The sequence below is a fragment of the Clostridium bowmanii genome (genome assembly GCF_018861315.1).
GTDB classification, from domain to species: Bacteria; Bacillota; Clostridia; order Clostridiales; family Clostridiaceae; genus Clostridium_AD; species Clostridium_AD bowmanii.
On record NZ_JAHLDL010000040.1, the window covers coordinates 22,728 to 39,273 of the forward strand.

Consider the following 16,546-nt stretch of genomic DNA (forward strand, 5'->3'; position numbering starts at 1 on the left):
TCCCTACTCCTCATTTTCATTTTCATTTTCATTTTTAAATTTTATAATAATACCAAGTTCATTTAAACATTTTTTAACGTCATACCAAAGAAACCTTGGAATTATTCTTCTAAAACTATCATCATACGTCTTCTGTGGCCATGATGACATAATCAAGATTCGCATTTCTGAATTAGGTAATAAACTATTTAGTTTAAGAAGTATATAGTCATTGTATTTTTCCGCCATAAATATAGCAGGTGTTTCGTTATAAGCATTTAATGAATACATAATCCTGTATATTTCTTTTTCATCATAATACCATTTATCTAACTTCGCAGACAGAATGCCATCATCATCATTCTTTAACAAAAAATATCCGCCATCTATCTCCATACTCTTTAACAGAGATAATCCCCTTGGCACTTTAGCATTATTAAAATCAACCCATGATTTTGAATACCAATTGTCATTCCCAAGTTTGAAAATCTGATACATATTATTTAATTCATTTTCTTGCCATTCAGCATTCTTCTTTAATTTTTTGCAATATTCAACAGCCGAACACGTTGGTAAATTAAAAATACATTTATAATTAATAGATGGTTCTGATGCAGTCGACCATCTACCCATACCAACAGAATATAAATTTGTACCTTCCCATCTAACCCCACCCAACATCAATTTATTTTTTGTAAATGTTGCAACTCTTTCAGGTGAAGGTGTCAAACGTCTATTGTTAACTTTCGATAGTTCATAACAAAAAATCAACTGTTCAATAACACTACTTGATATGCTATTAGCACAGCTTTCAAAATCAATACTTTTGTTCCATTTATAACTGTGTGCTATCGCATTTAACATACCATATGCTACTTGAGATAACCTAGATTGAATATGCATAACATCCACATTATGGTAATCTAATTCATCTTTCTTAGCATAATAAATATCAGTGTATGATTTACCTAATACTTGAACCCTTGCCCATGCTACTAATGCCGAATATATTAATCTATTTCCATACTCCTCTTCAGTCTCCACCTTAAATTTAATGATGTTTAAATCACAAGATAATTGCTCAATTAAAACGTTATTCATCAAAATTGCCTCTGATAATTTCGATCAACCTATTTTCAAATTCCCCTTTATTTGAGTTAATATTTTTTTCTATTTCATCATATAAACCATTATATTCACAAACCATTTTCAATTCACACCTTGCATATCCTTGAATAGCATCTTTAATATTTGACAACCTCTTGGAATAAGCCACTATAGATGCCCTTAGAGTTTTATAAGAATTTCCTAACTTCAAACCCCTTAATAGTTTTTTTATTTTCTTAAGTTCAACATCAAAATTCTCATTATCGATAAACTTTTCTAATACCCCTTGAGCATTGCTGTATATGTACTCTTCTTTTTTAGTTGATGAAAACTTGTCAATTGATACCAAAGCAATATAATTAAAAAAACTCTTTGGCATATATTTAACTGAATCCGAATTTTCTGCTGATAAAATTAGTATTTTCTGGACTAAATCATCTTGAGATTTATCCCTTAGCAATGGCAGTAAAGCATTTTCATTCATAGTTCCCAGTGCATCTTCAATTAAAATTGACGACGCACTCGATTCACAATAAATCTCTGTTAACTCTCTAGCATTTGTGTAACCATTTGGTAATGTAATAATATAAGGTGTTTCTCCACTATATGCCGTACTAATTGCTGTCGCAACTTCCCTAGATTTGTAACCACAAATTAACGGTGTTAACCCTGATGCAAAGATAGCAATAATATAGTTTGCTATTTCATCTGAGATATTTCCAACTCCTAGTTTCTCTAAATTATTAGCAATATTTTCAGAAAATGTATCTATCTCTTGACAATCCGATAGTTTTTCACATTTTACATTTATTTTTGTATAAGGTCTGCTTATACTATCCCTATTGCTTATTTCTCTATCATTTATCTTGACACCACTTTTTAAGATTGACGAATTTAAAGCATTTATGATTATATTTTTATCAATATTCTGAATATACTTTTCAACTATCAAATTATAGTAATCTACTTTTCCAATTAATAACTCAATATCAGAATTTAACCTTTTTTCTTCTTTTCTCAATTTGATGCAATCATTATCCAGTTCACTATTCTTATTTAATAAAACCTTGTTTTCTTTTTCCCATTGTTCCTTTAACGCAACAGAATATTCTTTAAATTCTAAATTCAATTTTTCATTCAAAAAATTTATCTGTATATCTTTCTCATCTATAGTATTAACCTGATTTGATATCTCTACCATCAACGTTTTAATTCTTTTATTCAATTGGGTAATATTATCTACTAATTTTTCCGCTTTAATATTTGCAATTTCTTCTATATAATTAAATTTATAGGCTGACTCACTTGAATGTTTTAGCTCTTTTATAATTTCTTCTTTTGCTAATTTTAATTGATTTCCTAAATCTATAATTTCATCTTCTAAAATAGAAATTTTATTTTTATGACACAAATTTAGTTCAGTTACTTTCCCTTGAAGATCTTTTTTTATTTTTACACTTAAATCTTCTTTTATTAATATCCGCTGTATATCTTTATCAATAAAATCATTTTGCACAACAGTTAATTCGTGTCCCATTAATTTAAAGAAAAGTTTTATATTTTCTGGTTTTAATTCAACCAAAATTTTTTCAATAAGACTTGCAAAAGCATTTATATCGTTGCCTTTAACTGGCTCACTAAAGTAATCTTCATTTGATGTATCCTTAATTATAGAATCATTTATATCATTTACTATGATATATGCAGATAAATTTATTTTTTTTATAATGCCATAATCACCTTTTTTAAAGCGATTAAAATAGATATTATGCAATAATTTAGTTGGAAAATGTTTTATATCAACTCTGAATCCAGCAATTTCCTTCTTGTATTTTTTTTGATTGTCCTTTATCAATTCAAAGAGCTCACCCTTAGGGATCATATTGATTAGTAAGTTTAGTTCTTCATCACTTAAGCAATTTATGACAGATTTTTGTACTTCAATTACTTTTTTCATTTGTAACGCCTCCTAAAGCTATTCTCATATTTTCCAAGTATTTTATAGCGGATATAGGGATCTTATTTGTTTTAACCCACAGTTCAATTAATCGATATAGCTTAATATTATTGCTATCTTTTGAAAGTAGATACAATAATTGCATGTTACACTTATTTGCATTTATTGTAGGTGCAGTACAACCATATAAGTACAAATATGCTTTTTCATAATTTAATTTTATTATCTTTGTTTTATCATTTTGCTTTTTATATTCATATTTAAAAATACCGAATGCTTTATTATTTATAACCAATTCATCAAAATACCTAACCTTTTCAAATCGAAGATTACTAGATTCTATCACATAATTTTCATTTAAAACAATCGCTGTAAACTCTACATTTGAATTTACCATAAGTATTCCATCTTTTGGTGGCTTTAAGTACTCGTTAGTAAAATCAAATATGTTATCAATGCTGTCTGTAACTTTGGACTTTAATGTTATTACCTCTTTCTCCACGAGGCTATCAACTCGAATTATATTATATTTTATTTCTTCTATTATATTACCACTCGTGCCTGCCACGGCAACAGTTTTGTTATCATTAATAATAATTTTTATAATTGCAGATTTATTATCACCACTTACTGGTATAAGTCCATTATCATGTGTATAATACACTCGTTCTTTATTTGTGTTATCAATATGTAAAAAAAGTGAACTAGAATGATCATATTTTAGTTCATTACCCTCAAATACAGCAGGTGGCCACAATGGTAAAAGTTCATTAACACCATTCAACAAATTATATCCTTTTCTTTCTATGAATTTCCTTGATTCTTCTGTAAATAAGTTTAATTTCATTGAATACACACTAAATATTATTTTTCTATTTGAATATCCTTGATTTAATTGAATACTGCCAATTTCAGTAAATGTAATGCCCTTTATGCTTGGATTATAATTTTCAAAAATAATCCTATATGTTTTTCCCACACTAATATTTGCCTTTAATGCAACTCTATATCCACCGTCTTTATTACAATGATATATATCATTGTTTAAATCAATACCTCTAATACCCCAAAGCCACTTTCTTTGCATTTCTGGTAAATGCACATTTGGCTCACATCTTATATCAATCCATTCCCTTAGTGTATCTACTTTATAATAGTGTAAATTATCTGCATTATAAATAACTCTATCCGTGTCATATGTAGCTTTAGTATTAACATATATTTTTGCATTAATTTCTTTCAGTTTCTCCATACTGTTATCGCTAAGTGTTGGAAAGTAAGCTCTTAGCTCAAATCTCTCATTCTCACTACACAAATATAATGGAACACCACCATTGTTAATGTACATCTTATCAAGTGTATTGTTGATACTTAAATACACACCTCCTTTATATCCAGGACATATTTTCTGGAATGGTGTTCTATCCTTGATTTTTATATGTGCAAAGTAATCAACATATATATTTCCTTTACGAACATTTACACTATCTAAACAGTATGGACATTGATAAATTAAGTTACAATTTGCCTCTTCTGCAGATACTTTTTTACCATCTGTATCTATCGCATATTCAATTGAAGCCATATGCCATCCCTCCTCTAACTGAAAAACACATCATTTGATTTAAATAATCATATCCATCACGCCGTTTTAATTTCAACTCATTAACTTCTTACAAAAATTTGTTTTTAGTAATTTATTATATTCCCCCATTTTTATTTTGCATTTGTATGTTTTTCAAAAAAGTCTTAATTAAAACTGATTCACACTGTTTATTAAGGGATTTCGTTTTAGATTGCTGTTAGTTCCCCTAAATACCCTATTAATCACTTGAAATCCGTGATTTAAGGCAATTTGATACAATGGAGAAATGCCTTGTTTAATATTCTTACTAAAGCTTTACTGCATACTATGTTTAAAATATTCATAAGAGTTCTCTAAATATAGCACGTCCACATAATCTTCAACACTGTGCTTTATTTTTTTTACAAATACAGGAAAATACTTTATATTGAGTACTGCAAAAATCATCTATATAGTTATCATATAAGTACAATTTTTCATCAAAGGAAGAAAACGTAACCTCATAGGCGCCATTTTTATTCCATTTTTCAATAGTCCAATCCTCTACAATTCCTAGCAAACTTAATCTATATATAACCTTTTGCGTTAGAGGAAAAACATTTCCCCCATTAATTTCTTTACTATTAAAACTATTTAATACATCCCTACAGTAAATTGTCTTTACCTTATTCGGCTCTGCATATTTCTTAAATAGCTTATAAGTAAATTCTGCTTCAACATCTACACCTTTATTGTTTTGTATCCACAAGAAGAAGTTTCTCATCACATCTCTTCCATCTTTATATCCACTTGTATCACTAATTTCCTTAATTTCTTCAATAGTGGTATTTATATCAAATAATTTATCCATAGTGCTTTTATCTAATATTTCACTGATGTATAAAATATAACAAGTTGCATTCTTTTTATCTCTTCCCGCTCTTCCTGCTTCCTGATAAAGTGATTCTATTGAGCCCGGTATGCCATAATGAATGGTATATCTTATATTGCTTTTATCAATCCCCATACCAAAAGCCTTTGTTGCAATAAGTAAAGAATACTTGTTTTGTTTATAATCACTTTGCACCTTTTGCTTATAATTATTAAATTCTTCTTTTTCCATAACCATGGTTTTAGTTTTTTTACCATTTTTATAAGTAGTTTCTTCTGGTATTTCCCCTGAGTACCACTTAGCCACTTCAGGATATCTATGCCATAGCTTCTTATGTAGTCCATAACATCCCATAGGTCCATTTCTATTTACAGTAAATATAAGTCCACTTTTAGTTTTTACATCATCAACTTTAAATACAGAATTTTTATCGAATATGTCCATTAAGCTTTCTAATGATTTATATTTACTTTCACTATTTTCCCCACTATCCCTATAAATCTTAAATTGCAGTTCAGGTCTAGTATATTCTAATATGGTTTTTACATTTTCACGTCCCGCTTTAAATTCCACTAAAATATCCTTTAATACATTAATCGATGCGGTGGCCGTAAGTCCTAAAAGGTTTGTACTAGGACAATATTTTTCAATAGTCTTACATAAATTAAGATAAGAGGTTCTAAAATCATGTCCCCACTCAGATAAACAATGTACTTCATCAATAACTGCGAGCGCTATGGTTTGTTCCTGGTTTAACGTAGTCAAGTATTCCCTAAATTCTTTTATCTGAAATCTTTCAGGAGAAATCCATATAAAAAGATACTTTCCCTTAGAAAAGGCCTTCCCTATTTCACTTTTTTTGCCCGCTTTTTGATCACTACTTATAAAATTAGTTCTAGTTATAAATTTATTATCTAAGTTTTCCTTTTGATCATACATAAGTGATTTTATAGGCACAACCACAAAGCTTATACAAGGTTGAAGTAAGGCTGCAAATTGATAACATAAGGATTTTCCACCGCCTGTAGGTAATAATCCTATAGTATCATTACCTCGCATAGTATTTGTTATTATAGGTAACTGACCAGGTGAAAAATCATCATAACCGTATATATTCTTCAGCATAAATTTTAAAGCTGGTATATCACTATCCTCACCATCTTGGATTATATTGTACTTTACAGGATCTGTGGTGCTGACTTTAAAATGATCTACATCGTCTATATAGTCATTCCTCACAAATATTATATTCTTGTGAATTTCATTTTCATCTGTCCATCTTTTAAGAACACTAAAATCAATATGTACTATATCTTTACTATAATGAAACCCATCATAAGTACCCTTATTCACTATGTTTAACTTAGGCTTATTAAATTCTACTTTTGATAATTTACATAAGTTATCAAGCCATAAAAATAAATCTTCTACAGCATCCTCTGCAAAATCATCCACGTCTCTTTGTATAAGTTCAATATTCCAACTTTTATCTTCTAAATTTAATATATTTGCTTCTAATAAACTCAAGATTGTTAATTGAAATCTAATAGTAGCTGTAGCTTTTAGTTTCACACTCCAGTTTTTATTATCTTTATATTTAGATGGCATAATAAAATAATCTTCATAATGCTGCAGCTCTGCTGCATATTCATCACACCTTTTTCTTATTGAATCCATTTTGTAAGTAAAAGCCCCATTTTCTTTTTCTAATTCCATAGTATTTATCCTAATAGTTACAATGCCATTTTCAAGTAAGTATTCGTCTCTAGCCTCATCATTCTTCTTAGTAGTTGATTCCCTATGACTGCCTCCGTCTATCTCAATAACAAGTCTCGCTTGTGGTAAATAAAAATCTACCTGCTCGTCTACAAATTCCTTTTTTTCAATACCAATAATTTCACTTATCAGAGCTTCCGGCAAAATAAGTTGCTGAATAAATGCATACTATGGTATGTATTTTGAAATTTGATTTTCTAAAAAATATTTAGCTGGAAAATAATTATTTTCATCGTCACCTTTAATTGTTTTTATCCAGTTAGGCTTTTCTCTGTCTATAAGATATATCTTTTCTTTATCTTTATCTAAGCCAATTACTCCTAGCCTACTTTCTAGAAATTTAGAAATGTTAGTTGGTGTACCTCTTTGTATTAAATTTTTGATTATACAGATTATTGTATAATGCTTTTTATTTCTATTTTCTGTATTTATATTTTGTATAACAAAATTATTATTTGTATATGAATAATTGGCACTATACTTAAACATTTGTGTTCTCCTTTTGGTGCCACCCACGTTGCATGTGGCAATTTTTTAATCATCACCGTCTTTGCTTTGTTGTGATTTTTACATTTTATTGTTTAAAACCTCATTAAATACATTCTACCACTTAAGTTTTGCTAAATTAGGGGAATACTGTCACATGAAAATAAAGTTGGCATTTAACTTTAAACTTATTTATACATCATAAAATTATTACAAATAAAAATGGCCAATCAATGTGATTTAACATCACTTTGATTGACTATTTAATAAATTTTATTTAATCCATAGCAGAATCAGTCCCTACTCAATTTGAAGCCTTAAAGACTGTTTAATGATTTCCATAACTGCATCAAGATCTGATGTAGGGCCAATTATAAGTTCTGCATTTCCATTACCTCCGTGACCAATATTGGTAACATCTTTACATAATCCTTTTGGATCATCCACACTATCAAAATCCATATTGACCCACATTTTTAAACGTCCTTTATAAATCTCAATATCGGTAAAATTAGTCTCAACTTTATAAGCAATATAATATTTTTTATACTCTTTTCTTATTCCTACGTCTAAGCTTAATATCTTACGGTCTAACTTTTCATAAACTTCTTCTATTTCTGGCAACATTAGTTGATAATGATCTATAGATGAGTAAATTATATCAACTTTATCCTTCTGGGAGTATTCTTCTATATCTGCCAATGATACTTTTGGATATTCCCAGATAGTAACTGCTTGATTTCCTAGCACCTTTACACGGTCTAATATCTCTGTTTCATCCCATTTTAACAAATTACTTAAGACATTATTTAATTTCAAATGGCTATCTTTAAATCCACCTTTTATATCTTGTTTTACTTTAAACGGGCTGTCACTTAACTCGCTATTGTATCCAGTTAGGGTTAAATTACCAAGTGTATGCAAATATTTCTTTTGAACTTCTTTCCAATTATCCCCCAACATATCTTGCCACTCTTTTTTCAGCTCTGGATTTTGAGGCATAATATGTTCTACTGTATATCCATCCCTTGTTATATTTATTGGTTCTTTGTGGTTTTGATTTTCTAAAGCTTCCAATATATAATTTTTTATTCTTAAATTATATATTGATTTTATTATAAGCTTTTCCTTAAATTCCTCATCAGTAGGAAAAGCTCTATATGAATCTTTTACTGTATATTCAGCTAATACACTAGTTATATAATTCTCTTGTTTTATCTTACCGTAGAATGTAGCAAAGGTTTTATTAAGTGAATTGGTTGGTATTTCGCAAATCACACGCCTAACAATGTAACTAATGGTAACCTTAATAACTGTAATAAAATCATCTTTTGAAATTTTATTAGTATCATAATCATGATATACACTCATTAAGAATGGATAACTTACATTCACGTCTAGCTCCCTAAGTTCTCCCCATAACCGACTAAGTTCTTTATCCGTATCTTTGGAAAAATACATTGAAATATAGTACTTAGAATAGGTGAATATGTCTATTAATAATTGCTCGTTGGGCACACCACTCTTATGGTATGTTTTAAAGGCTTCATAAACCTCACCTATTTTGCAAATTTTCCCGTTGTTATGAACAGTTAAAAAATCACGAATAAATAGGTCAAAATAATCTGCATATCCCTGCTGTCCAAATCCCTGCTCCATTGGTCTCCAATATGTACTATATAGCATATCTTGCTCATGAGCTGGCTGCCCCATAAGAATATAGTTTCTGATTAAATCTGCCTGAGACAAATCTTTTCCAGTAGAATTCATACTTTCAAATATAAGCTGAGGATTGTCTTGTGATTTGTCCAAAGCCACAGATACTAACATAAGTCTGTTAATACCCTCATATATAGTTTCTATTGTTTCATCACACCTTTGTATAATTTCTAAAAAACGATTAAAATTTTTTAATATTTGAACTGATGGATTAACGACATTTTTTTCAGTCCTATTGAGTATATGTATAAAAGTATCCTTATCTTGTTCAGTTAATATAAGCTTATATTTATCCATACCAGTTTCATCACTATTAATCAAAAAGTAATTCTTTATTTTATTTGGATTAATTTTATCTTCAAGTTTATTATCTTCAATATATCTTGATAATGCACACAAAAGTAGTGATAACGTAGTTAATCTTTGTTGCCCATCTATAAGGAGTAGCTGTTGTGGTCTACCAACTGGAGTTCCCATATCAATATATACCACTGATCCTATAAAATGTACTTGATCATGTTGCTTTAATGTAATTTCAATAATATCTTTCCATAGTTGATTGCATTGTTTAAAAGACCAACTATACGTACGTTGGTATATTGGTACTACAAATTGTATTGCTCCTTGCATTAGTTTTACTAAACTTGTTTCTCCTGCTTTCATTGAAAAATACCTCCAAGTATAAGCCTATTTCTTGTCATTCAACACATTTCTATTTTACCATTTTCATATGATGTATTCAACTATTTAACATGCTCCTTATATTCACCATAGTCTATAATTTTAGCATTATCACTTCCTATGTTATAATAACCTCATACAATCACCTAAGGAGGCCTTCCATGAAAATCTACAACAAACTAGTACGAGATAAAATCCCTGAAATAATCAAAGCCACTGGCAAACCCTTTGATATTCACTCTGCTAAAAAAGAAGAATTACTACCCTTACTTGAAACCAAATTAAACGAAGAAGTATCAGAATATCTAGAAGATAAAAACCTAGAAGAACTCGCTGATGTTATGGAAGTTTTATTTGGCCTTGCAAAAGTTCTTGGACATTCGGAGGAAGATTTAATTATCAAGAGAAATGAAAAAAAAGAAGCACGAGGCGGATTTGAAAAAGGCATAGTACTTGAAAAAGTTTATGAATAGCCAAAACCTCCATAGAATTTTTTCTATGGAGGTTTATATCATCATATTTATTTTTCTAACTTCTCAAGTCTTTCTTTATAAAATTTTCTAGTTCTATAATCAATAATATCTTTGAAATTAGCTATAAATACAGGGTTTTCAACAAATTTACTTAAATTATCAGTTAAACAAAAATATGATTTATCTCTATAAAAAAAATCTTTTGCAGAGTTCAAGAATGCCTTTATTGGATTTTCTGCAATTCTTAGACAATCTTTTTTATTAAAGCTCTTATAGTCTTTAGTCGAAACATGCCTCAAAAGATCCACTGCATTAGAAGGTTTAGTATAAAACTCTTTAAAACTTTGAAAAATATTTTCTTCATCTACTTTTAATTTTATGTCGCCATGATTATAAAAAGCTAAGAGAAGTGGCATTTTATAAGTTTTACTCATTGAAGTTTTTTCAATATTATTTAAAAATTCATGAGCCACATTGTTTAAAAATAACTTTTCCTCTTCTGAAGTTTCATTTATTTTATTTAAAAATTCTAAATAATCATTGAAAATATTTAATTCCCCTCTGAATCGTATTACATTATAAAGATCATCATCCATATAGGTATACATTTCAAGCCTACTGGGTCTAGTTTTCAAATCTTCTTTTATTCTATTAAAGTCCTCCACTACTAGATCAAATATATTCTTTTGCTGCTCTACCATCTTCTTGAATACATCAATTACCTTAAAATCAAAATCCACTATACAATCATCAGGATAATCTTCTTCTTTAGGTAATTTGCCACCTTTAGCTTTATTTCCAATGTCTTTTAAATCCCCACTCAAAAAGAATGGAATTAAATTAGCCTTTTTATAATTGCCTATAAAATCTAAAACATTTAAATATTTTTTCTCTTTGTATTTTCTTAATCCTCTACCAAGTTGTTGCAGAAAAATAGTTGGAGATTCTGTTGGTCTCAAAAGTAATATCATATCAATTTCAGGAATATCTAATCCTTCATTAAACATATCCACAGAAAATATAATGTTTAATTGTCCTTTTTTCAATTTATCTACAGCTTCGCGTCGTTGCATTGAATACTCAGTTTGTTCCCCGCTTATTACCGTACAGGACTTAATTCCATTTTCATTGAAATATTTGCTCATGTATTCTGCATGTCTCTTGCTAGCACAGAAGCCTAAGGCTCTCCTACTATTATATTTTTTATAATGTTTAAGGATTAAGTCTGAACGTTTATTGAGCATTAAAGCATTTTCTAATTCCGCCTCATCGTACTTACCATTTCTAAAAGATATTTTTGTATAATCTGTTTCATCAAAAACTCCATAGTATCTAAATGGAACAAGCCACCCCTTATCTATCGCTCCTTTTAATCTAACCTCATAAACAATATTGTAATCACAAAAGGCAAATACATCTTTATTATCCATTCTCTCAGGGGTTGCAGTAAGACCTAAAAGAAATTTCGGAGTGAAATATTCTAATACATTGCCGTAATTACCTGCAGCAGCATGATGGAATTCATCTATTATAATATAATCAAATTCATCCCTTTTAAAATACTCATCGCACAGATATTGCTTTTGACCAATTGTTTGAACTGTAGCAAATACTATATCGCTACTGCTCTCTTTACTTTTACCACTAAAAAATCCAGTTGTGATATTAGGTTTAATATTTTTAAAAGATATTTCTGCTTGATTTAATATTTCTTCTCTATGGGCCACAAATAAAACCTTATGAAATTCCATAGAATCAAAAGCAGCTAAATAGGTTTTTCCTATACCTGTTGCTGCAACAACTAATCCTTTATCTAAACCATCTTCTCTACATCTTTTCAGCTCATATAATGCCTCAATCTGTGCCCCTCTAGGTTCATACAGCGGAATTACTGTACCAAATTGTTCTATGTTATCTTCACCTTTTTCTAACTCTTTAAAAATTTTAGGTCTTTTCCATACCGCCGAATATCGTTTCATCTCATCATCATCAATAATTATAGAATGATTTAAAAATAAGTCTTCAAAAATATTTTTAAAATGTGTAAAATCCTCTAAGTTCTTATTCCTATTTAATCTATAGTTCCACTCAATGCCAGTAGTTAATGCAGAATTCGACATATTAGAAGATCCTATAAAAATATCTCCATCATCTTCATATTCAAATATATATGACTTAGGATGAAAAGACTTATTCTTAATATTATAAAACCTTAAATCTACCTTATCGCCTAATGCATCCTTTACTAAGTATAAGGCTTGAGGTTGCGTAATATTAAGATAATTTCCTGTTAAAATTCTAATTCTAACACCCTTATCTGCCACTTGTTTTAAATCTTTAATAAGCAATTTCACTCCGGATTCCATTAAAAAACCTACTATAATATCTATGGTCTTTGCCCTTTTTAATGAAGCTGTTAACTTTGGAAGTAAATAATCATCATCTCCCGTAGAACAATTTGAATCAAAATCTAGAGCTGCCTCTTTAAATACAATAGAATCACTTACGATTATCCCTTTATTAATTGTCTTAGCTTCTATCATCATACTCCACCAAACTCTCTTTTAAATTTTTAGCTCTATCTCTAGTATCATCCAAATTGTCTATGTTTGCAACGTGTCTTTTACCTATAATCCTATAAACCACAATATAATAAATTAGAACTCCTCACTGGCATTGGCATAAAATGAACATTATTTATTTTTATAATTTCTTCAATATTAGTTATTTCTTTGTTCCCTAGATAAATCCAAAATTTATACGGTGCATCATAACCAGAAAGACTTTGGCGCACTTGCTCATTATAATAGTCCGTAATGATAAAGCTTGAAATTGCCATTCTACCTTTTCCTATCCATATAGCATCTATATTTATACGTTCTTTCTGTTTATTTTCAATTAAATAATTATTTATATTAAGTTATAAATCCATATTCTTTAAGTCTCTGTCTACATATATCCCTTACTTCATCACTAAACAAGCTCTTATATACATCATTCAAAACTAAAGCTTCCACAGATAAATCTAGTCTCTTATATTGCCATAGTTTCTCAAATCCTTCTGTTCCACCTTCTTTTGTTACTAATTTTTTTGCTGTATCTACTCCACCTTTGTCAGCTATCATCTGCATAAAGCGAGATGCTCTATACCCACACTCCTTATCTGCTTTGAAATATATTTCCCTCATATCCATATAAAACTTTCTTTCTAAATCTTCATTTTTAAGCATTACTTGTTTAGTTTCAGGTATATCTTTAACATTAATCTTCTTTACATCATTGCTAGAATTCATTTATTTATCCCCCCAATTTAAAACAATCTTTTGGTGCCACCCACATGACAAGTGACAAGTTCTTATTCTTAAACATATCCACCATCTTACAAGATTTTACATTAGATTTTTTTAGAAATTCTATTATTACCACTCTATCACAATATCAATGATAAATTAGGGGAATACTGTCATATTTCGAAATATAATGATAATTGATACCTACTTATAAGGTGTGCTGCATTATTTATCTCTATGGAGCCTCAACCATCATCATCTGAAAAATTAGTAAAAGTCTTTTACAACCTTTACAATCTTTCAAGCTGTATTTATAACTCTATTTACATATTACCATTCGCCAGGGAAAAAATTTGTCCTCTAAGATGTTTTAAATAAAAAAGATATCAAAATGCTTATTACATTTCGATACCTCTTACCTCTAACCTTATTGACCTTCTCACAGAACTATCCATTTTGTTAAATTTAATTAGATTTTAGCATTCTTAACTAAGACTTAACTCCATAAAAGCCAGTGATTTCAGTATAGTAATAGATAGTGCAGTTAATTGTTTAATTAAAATCTTGTTAAATTTAACAACATTATAATTAAATTTAAATAGATTATAACAAGTCTATGTTATTATTTAATTCACAATCTCCAGCAGTCTTCTACATTTATTTAAGTCAATGTTTTAAATCATAATATTAGAATCATGATACAAAATCATTGTATCATACCCCCATTATTCTTAGATACTATGACCATATCATCTACAGCATCATCAATGCTTAAATTCTTCTCTATTTCATAATTATCTAGCAAGAAATTAATAGCTTTATACTCATTAAGATAATTAAAAGCTTCTTTCACATTTATATTTAATCTATCTGCCAATTAATATTCCAAGTTTTACCTTTTCTTCTTCATCATTAATTTGTAGTGCCCATAATAAAAGTGGAGCCTTGTATTCAGCTAAATCAAACCTATTTAAAAATTTTCTTTACCACATCAAAAATACTAAAACTAGTACGATTATATACACGATTATAAGCAGCTTTTTTAGGATTTGTAACCCATCCAAATCCACGTGGTGCTCTTATACCTAAACTACTTTTTATTATCCTCTTTGGGCTGGTCCTACTGCTAATCATTTTCTTTAAGCTTGGTTTTCTTATTCCAAATTTCATTATTTTTCCTCCTCATTTTCTTCAGGTATTATACCTGGATAGTAACCAAAATCATAAAGAGCATACCCTTGAATTAATCCACTCCCTAAAAAGGATGAATTCTCAAGGTAATACTTATAATTACTACGTTCCCTCATTAAAGTTCCATATACAAATACTTTTTTCACTTTAATTACCTAGCTTATCGGGCAGCTCTATAACCCATTTTCTAAGGCTTTCCAAATTCTTTTTCGCTTTTTCGCTAATTCTTGAAGATCAGCTGTTCATAGTTCCAATTTCTTTTTAACATATATAGAATTTACACTTGTTTTATGATCTGCATATTTCAATGTAAATCCATCTGGCGTAGTTATTCCATTTATAATTCCATTAATAACAAAATAGGCAGAATAAAAGGACTTTAATGTAGGGTGACCACAGCAGCCGCATTAACACAATCTATACTTTCATAAGGTATGAAGCTTTTCTTTAGTCTTTCTAAAAGCATGTCATCTATCTCTTTTCTTTTTTCTCTAACTGTAAAGTACCTTGCACCTAGATCATATTTACCAGCCGTTCCTCTTTTGTCCTTTCTTATATATCCATTTTTCGTCAAGGAATCTACCAATATTGGAATATCCCATAGATCTATCCCTGTCATATTTGCAAGCACAAACAAATCTTGACCATGCTCTTCCCCTCTTAGAAATAATAAAGCTCTATGTTTACAATTTTCAGTAACCTCACCCATAAGATATTTATTGATATATGCTTCTGGAAATCCTTCTTCCCTCATACCAGCTTCAACTTTATTAACATATTTCTCTGAAGCTTTGACTCCGCTTATCTCTTTATTAACTACTGTATAAACAATTACTTCCAACAATTCTCCACCTAGATAAACACTTACATTTTATTATTTAAAAATGTAATTTAATACATTCTAGCACTTTAGTTTTGCTAAATTAGGGGAATACTGTCACATTGAAAATTTAATATGGTACCATACAATTGGTCAACTTTAAAATAAAAAAAGCTATCAAAATGTTTTTTACACTTTGACAGCTTCTGATACCACCCACGTGGCAAGTGGCAAGTTAGATCTTTAATGAGAAGCTAGTGTCATCTATTAAAAATACTTCTCTATTTCCTTCACATCTTTCATGTCAAATAATTCAAGCCCTATTATCTCTATAGTTTCATCTGGTAATTCCATTATCTTATTTTTATATTCAATAGGTATTTTATTGAATCTCTTAGTCAACTGTTTTAATAAAAGCTGTGCTTTTCCTTCTTTCCTACCTTTTTCCATTCCTTTTTCCATTCCTTCTTCCCTTCCTTTAGCAATTCCATCCTCTAATATCATTTTCCCTATGTCTGTCTGTAGTGCGTCAAAATATAGCTTTATGTAACTGCATTCCTAAGTCAAATTATAACTATAATACTATTAATTATCTAGTGGTTATTTGCTTT

At 29.3% G+C, this 16,546-nt stretch carries 15 protein-coding genes; 1 reads left to right on the forward strand and 14 read right to left on the reverse strand.

Annotated features, from left to right (window positions below; genetic code table 11):
* Positions 1 to 3: 3 nt before the first annotated feature.
* The 6 genes from druD to KPL51_RS19800 form a co-directional block, all read right to left on the reverse strand.
* Complete coding sequence (gene druD, locus KPL51_RS19775) at positions 4 to 1,080, reverse strand: Druantia-type antiviral defence protein DruD (protein WP_216165502.1); 1,077 nt, start codon at positions 1,078 to 1,080, stop codon at positions 4 to 6.
* Positions 1,073 to 3,043 carry a hypothetical protein gene (locus tag KPL51_RS19780; RefSeq protein ID WP_216165506.1) on the reverse strand — a complete coding sequence of 657 codons (1,971 nt, stop codon included), beginning with the start codon at positions 3,041 to 3,043 and terminating at the stop codon, positions 1,073 to 1,075. Before KPL51_RS19780 ends, druD begins: the two co-directional genes overlap by 8 nt.
* Entirely contained in the window at positions 3,027 to 4,628 is a 1,602-nt protein-coding gene (locus KPL51_RS19785) for a competence protein CoiA family protein (protein ID WP_216165509.1), read from the reverse strand. The genes KPL51_RS19780 and KPL51_RS19785 overlap by 17 nt, the downstream gene beginning before the upstream one ends.
* Positions 4,629 to 5,007: 379 nt before the next feature.
* Entirely contained in the window at positions 5,008 to 7,419 is a 2,412-nt protein-coding gene (locus tag KPL51_RS19790) for a DEAD/DEAH box helicase (protein WP_216165513.1), read from the reverse strand.
* Between the two features lie 24 nt (positions 7,420 to 7,443).
* Entirely contained in the window at positions 7,444 to 7,764 is a 321-nt protein-coding gene (locus tag KPL51_RS19795) for a hypothetical protein (protein WP_216165517.1), read from the reverse strand.
* A 297-nt stretch (positions 7,765 to 8,061) separates the two neighbouring features.
* Positions 8,062 to 10,143: a DUF262 and DUF1524 domain-containing protein gene (locus KPL51_RS19800; RefSeq protein WP_216165520.1), complete on the reverse strand. Its 2,082-nt coding sequence runs from the start codon at positions 10,141 to 10,143 to the stop codon at positions 8,062 to 8,064.
* A 179-nt stretch (positions 10,144 to 10,322) separates the two neighbouring features.
* Between KPL51_RS19800 and KPL51_RS19805 the strand changes: the two genes are divergently transcribed.
* Positions 10,323 to 10,634: a nucleoside triphosphate pyrophosphohydrolase gene (locus tag KPL51_RS19805; RefSeq protein WP_216165523.1), complete on the forward strand. Its 312-nt coding sequence runs from the start codon at positions 10,323 to 10,325 to the stop codon at positions 10,632 to 10,634.
* Between the two features lie 47 nt (positions 10,635 to 10,681).
* Here the strand turns inward: KPL51_RS19805 and KPL51_RS19810 are convergent, their stop codons facing one another.
* From KPL51_RS19810 to KPL51_RS19845, 8 genes are all read right to left on the reverse strand, one after another.
* The gene (locus KPL51_RS19810) at positions 10,682 to 13,177 is read right to left on the reverse strand and encodes a DEAD/DEAH box helicase family protein (RefSeq protein WP_312888770.1); all 2,496 of its coding nucleotides are present in this window, start codon (positions 13,175 to 13,177) and stop codon (positions 10,682 to 10,684) included.
* Positions 13,178 to 13,269: 92 nt separating this feature from the next.
* A complete protein-coding gene (locus tag KPL51_RS19815; RefSeq protein ID WP_216165529.1) occupies positions 13,270 to 13,473 on the reverse strand; it encodes a hypothetical protein in 204 nt (67 codons plus the stop codon).
* A gap of 76 nt (positions 13,474 to 13,549) precedes the next feature.
* Positions 13,550 to 13,927: a hypothetical protein gene (locus tag KPL51_RS19820; protein ID WP_224854572.1), complete on the reverse strand. Its 378-nt coding sequence runs from the start codon at positions 13,925 to 13,927 to the stop codon at positions 13,550 to 13,552.
* Positions 13,928 to 14,630: 703 nt separating this feature from the next.
* Entirely contained in the window at positions 14,631 to 14,801 is a 171-nt protein-coding gene (locus KPL51_RS19825; protein ID WP_216165532.1) for a DUF3791 domain-containing protein, read from the reverse strand.
* An 89-nt stretch (positions 14,802 to 14,890) separates the two neighbouring features.
* Positions 14,891 to 15,094, reverse strand: coding sequence for a hypothetical protein (locus KPL51_RS19830; protein ID WP_216165534.1), 204 nt, complete (start codon positions 15,092 to 15,094; stop codon positions 14,891 to 14,893).
* On the reverse strand, positions 15,094 to 15,261 hold the full coding sequence (locus KPL51_RS19835) for a gamma-glutamylcyclotransferase (protein ID WP_216165536.1): 168 nt from the start codon (positions 15,259 to 15,261) through the stop codon (positions 15,094 to 15,096). The genes KPL51_RS19830 and KPL51_RS19835 overlap by 1 nt, the downstream gene beginning before the upstream one ends.
* A 233-nt stretch (positions 15,262 to 15,494) precedes the next feature.
* Positions 15,495 to 15,956: a hypothetical protein gene (locus tag KPL51_RS19840; protein WP_216165538.1), complete on the reverse strand. Its 462-nt coding sequence runs from the start codon at positions 15,954 to 15,956 to the stop codon at positions 15,495 to 15,497.
* A 246-nt stretch (positions 15,957 to 16,202) separates the two neighbouring features.
* Entirely contained in the window at positions 16,203 to 16,439 is a 237-nt protein-coding gene (locus KPL51_RS19845; RefSeq protein WP_224854575.1) for a DUF4351 domain-containing protein, read from the reverse strand.
* Between the last annotated feature and the right edge of the window lie 107 nt (positions 16,440 to 16,546).

Bases quoted from the DNA above. Each gene is read 5' to 3' on its own strand.
- druD (WP_216165502.1), bottom strand. From the start codon at position 1,080: ATGAATAACGTTTTAATTGAGCAATTATCTTGTGATTTAAACATCATT.
- KPL51_RS19780 (WP_216165506.1), bottom strand. From the start codon at position 3,043: ATGAAAAAAGTAATTGAAGTACAAAAATCTGTCATAAATTGCTTAAGT.
- KPL51_RS19785 (WP_216165509.1), bottom strand. From the start codon at position 4,628: ATGGCTTCAATTGAATATGCGATAGATACAGATGGTAAAAAAGTATCT.
- KPL51_RS19795 (WP_216165517.1), bottom strand. From the start codon at position 7,764: ATGTTTAAGTATAGTGCCAATTATTCATATACAAATAATAATTTTGTT.
- KPL51_RS19800 (WP_216165520.1), bottom strand. From the start codon at position 10,143: ATGAAAGCAGGAGAAACAAGTTTAGTAAAACTAATGCAAGGAGCAATA.
- KPL51_RS19805 (WP_216165523.1), top strand. From the start codon at position 10,323: ATGAAAATCTACAACAAACTAGTACGAGATAAAATCCCTGAAATAATC.
- KPL51_RS19810 (WP_312888770.1), bottom strand. From the start codon at position 13,177: ATGATAGAAGCTAAGACAATTAATAAAGGGATAATCGTAAGTGATTCT.
- KPL51_RS19815 (WP_216165529.1), bottom strand. From the start codon at position 13,473: ATGGCAATTTCAAGCTTTATCATTACGGACTATTATAATGAGCAAGTG.
- KPL51_RS19820 (WP_224854572.1), bottom strand. From the start codon at position 13,927: ATGAATTCTAGCAATGATGTAAAGAAGATTAATGTTAAAGATATACCT.
- KPL51_RS19830 (WP_216165534.1), bottom strand. From the start codon at position 15,094: ATGAAATTTGGAATAAGAAAACCAAGCTTAAAGAAAATGATTAGCAGT.
- KPL51_RS19845 (WP_224854575.1), bottom strand. From the start codon at position 16,439: ATGATATTAGAGGATGGAATTGCTAAAGGAAGGGAAGAAGGAATGGAA.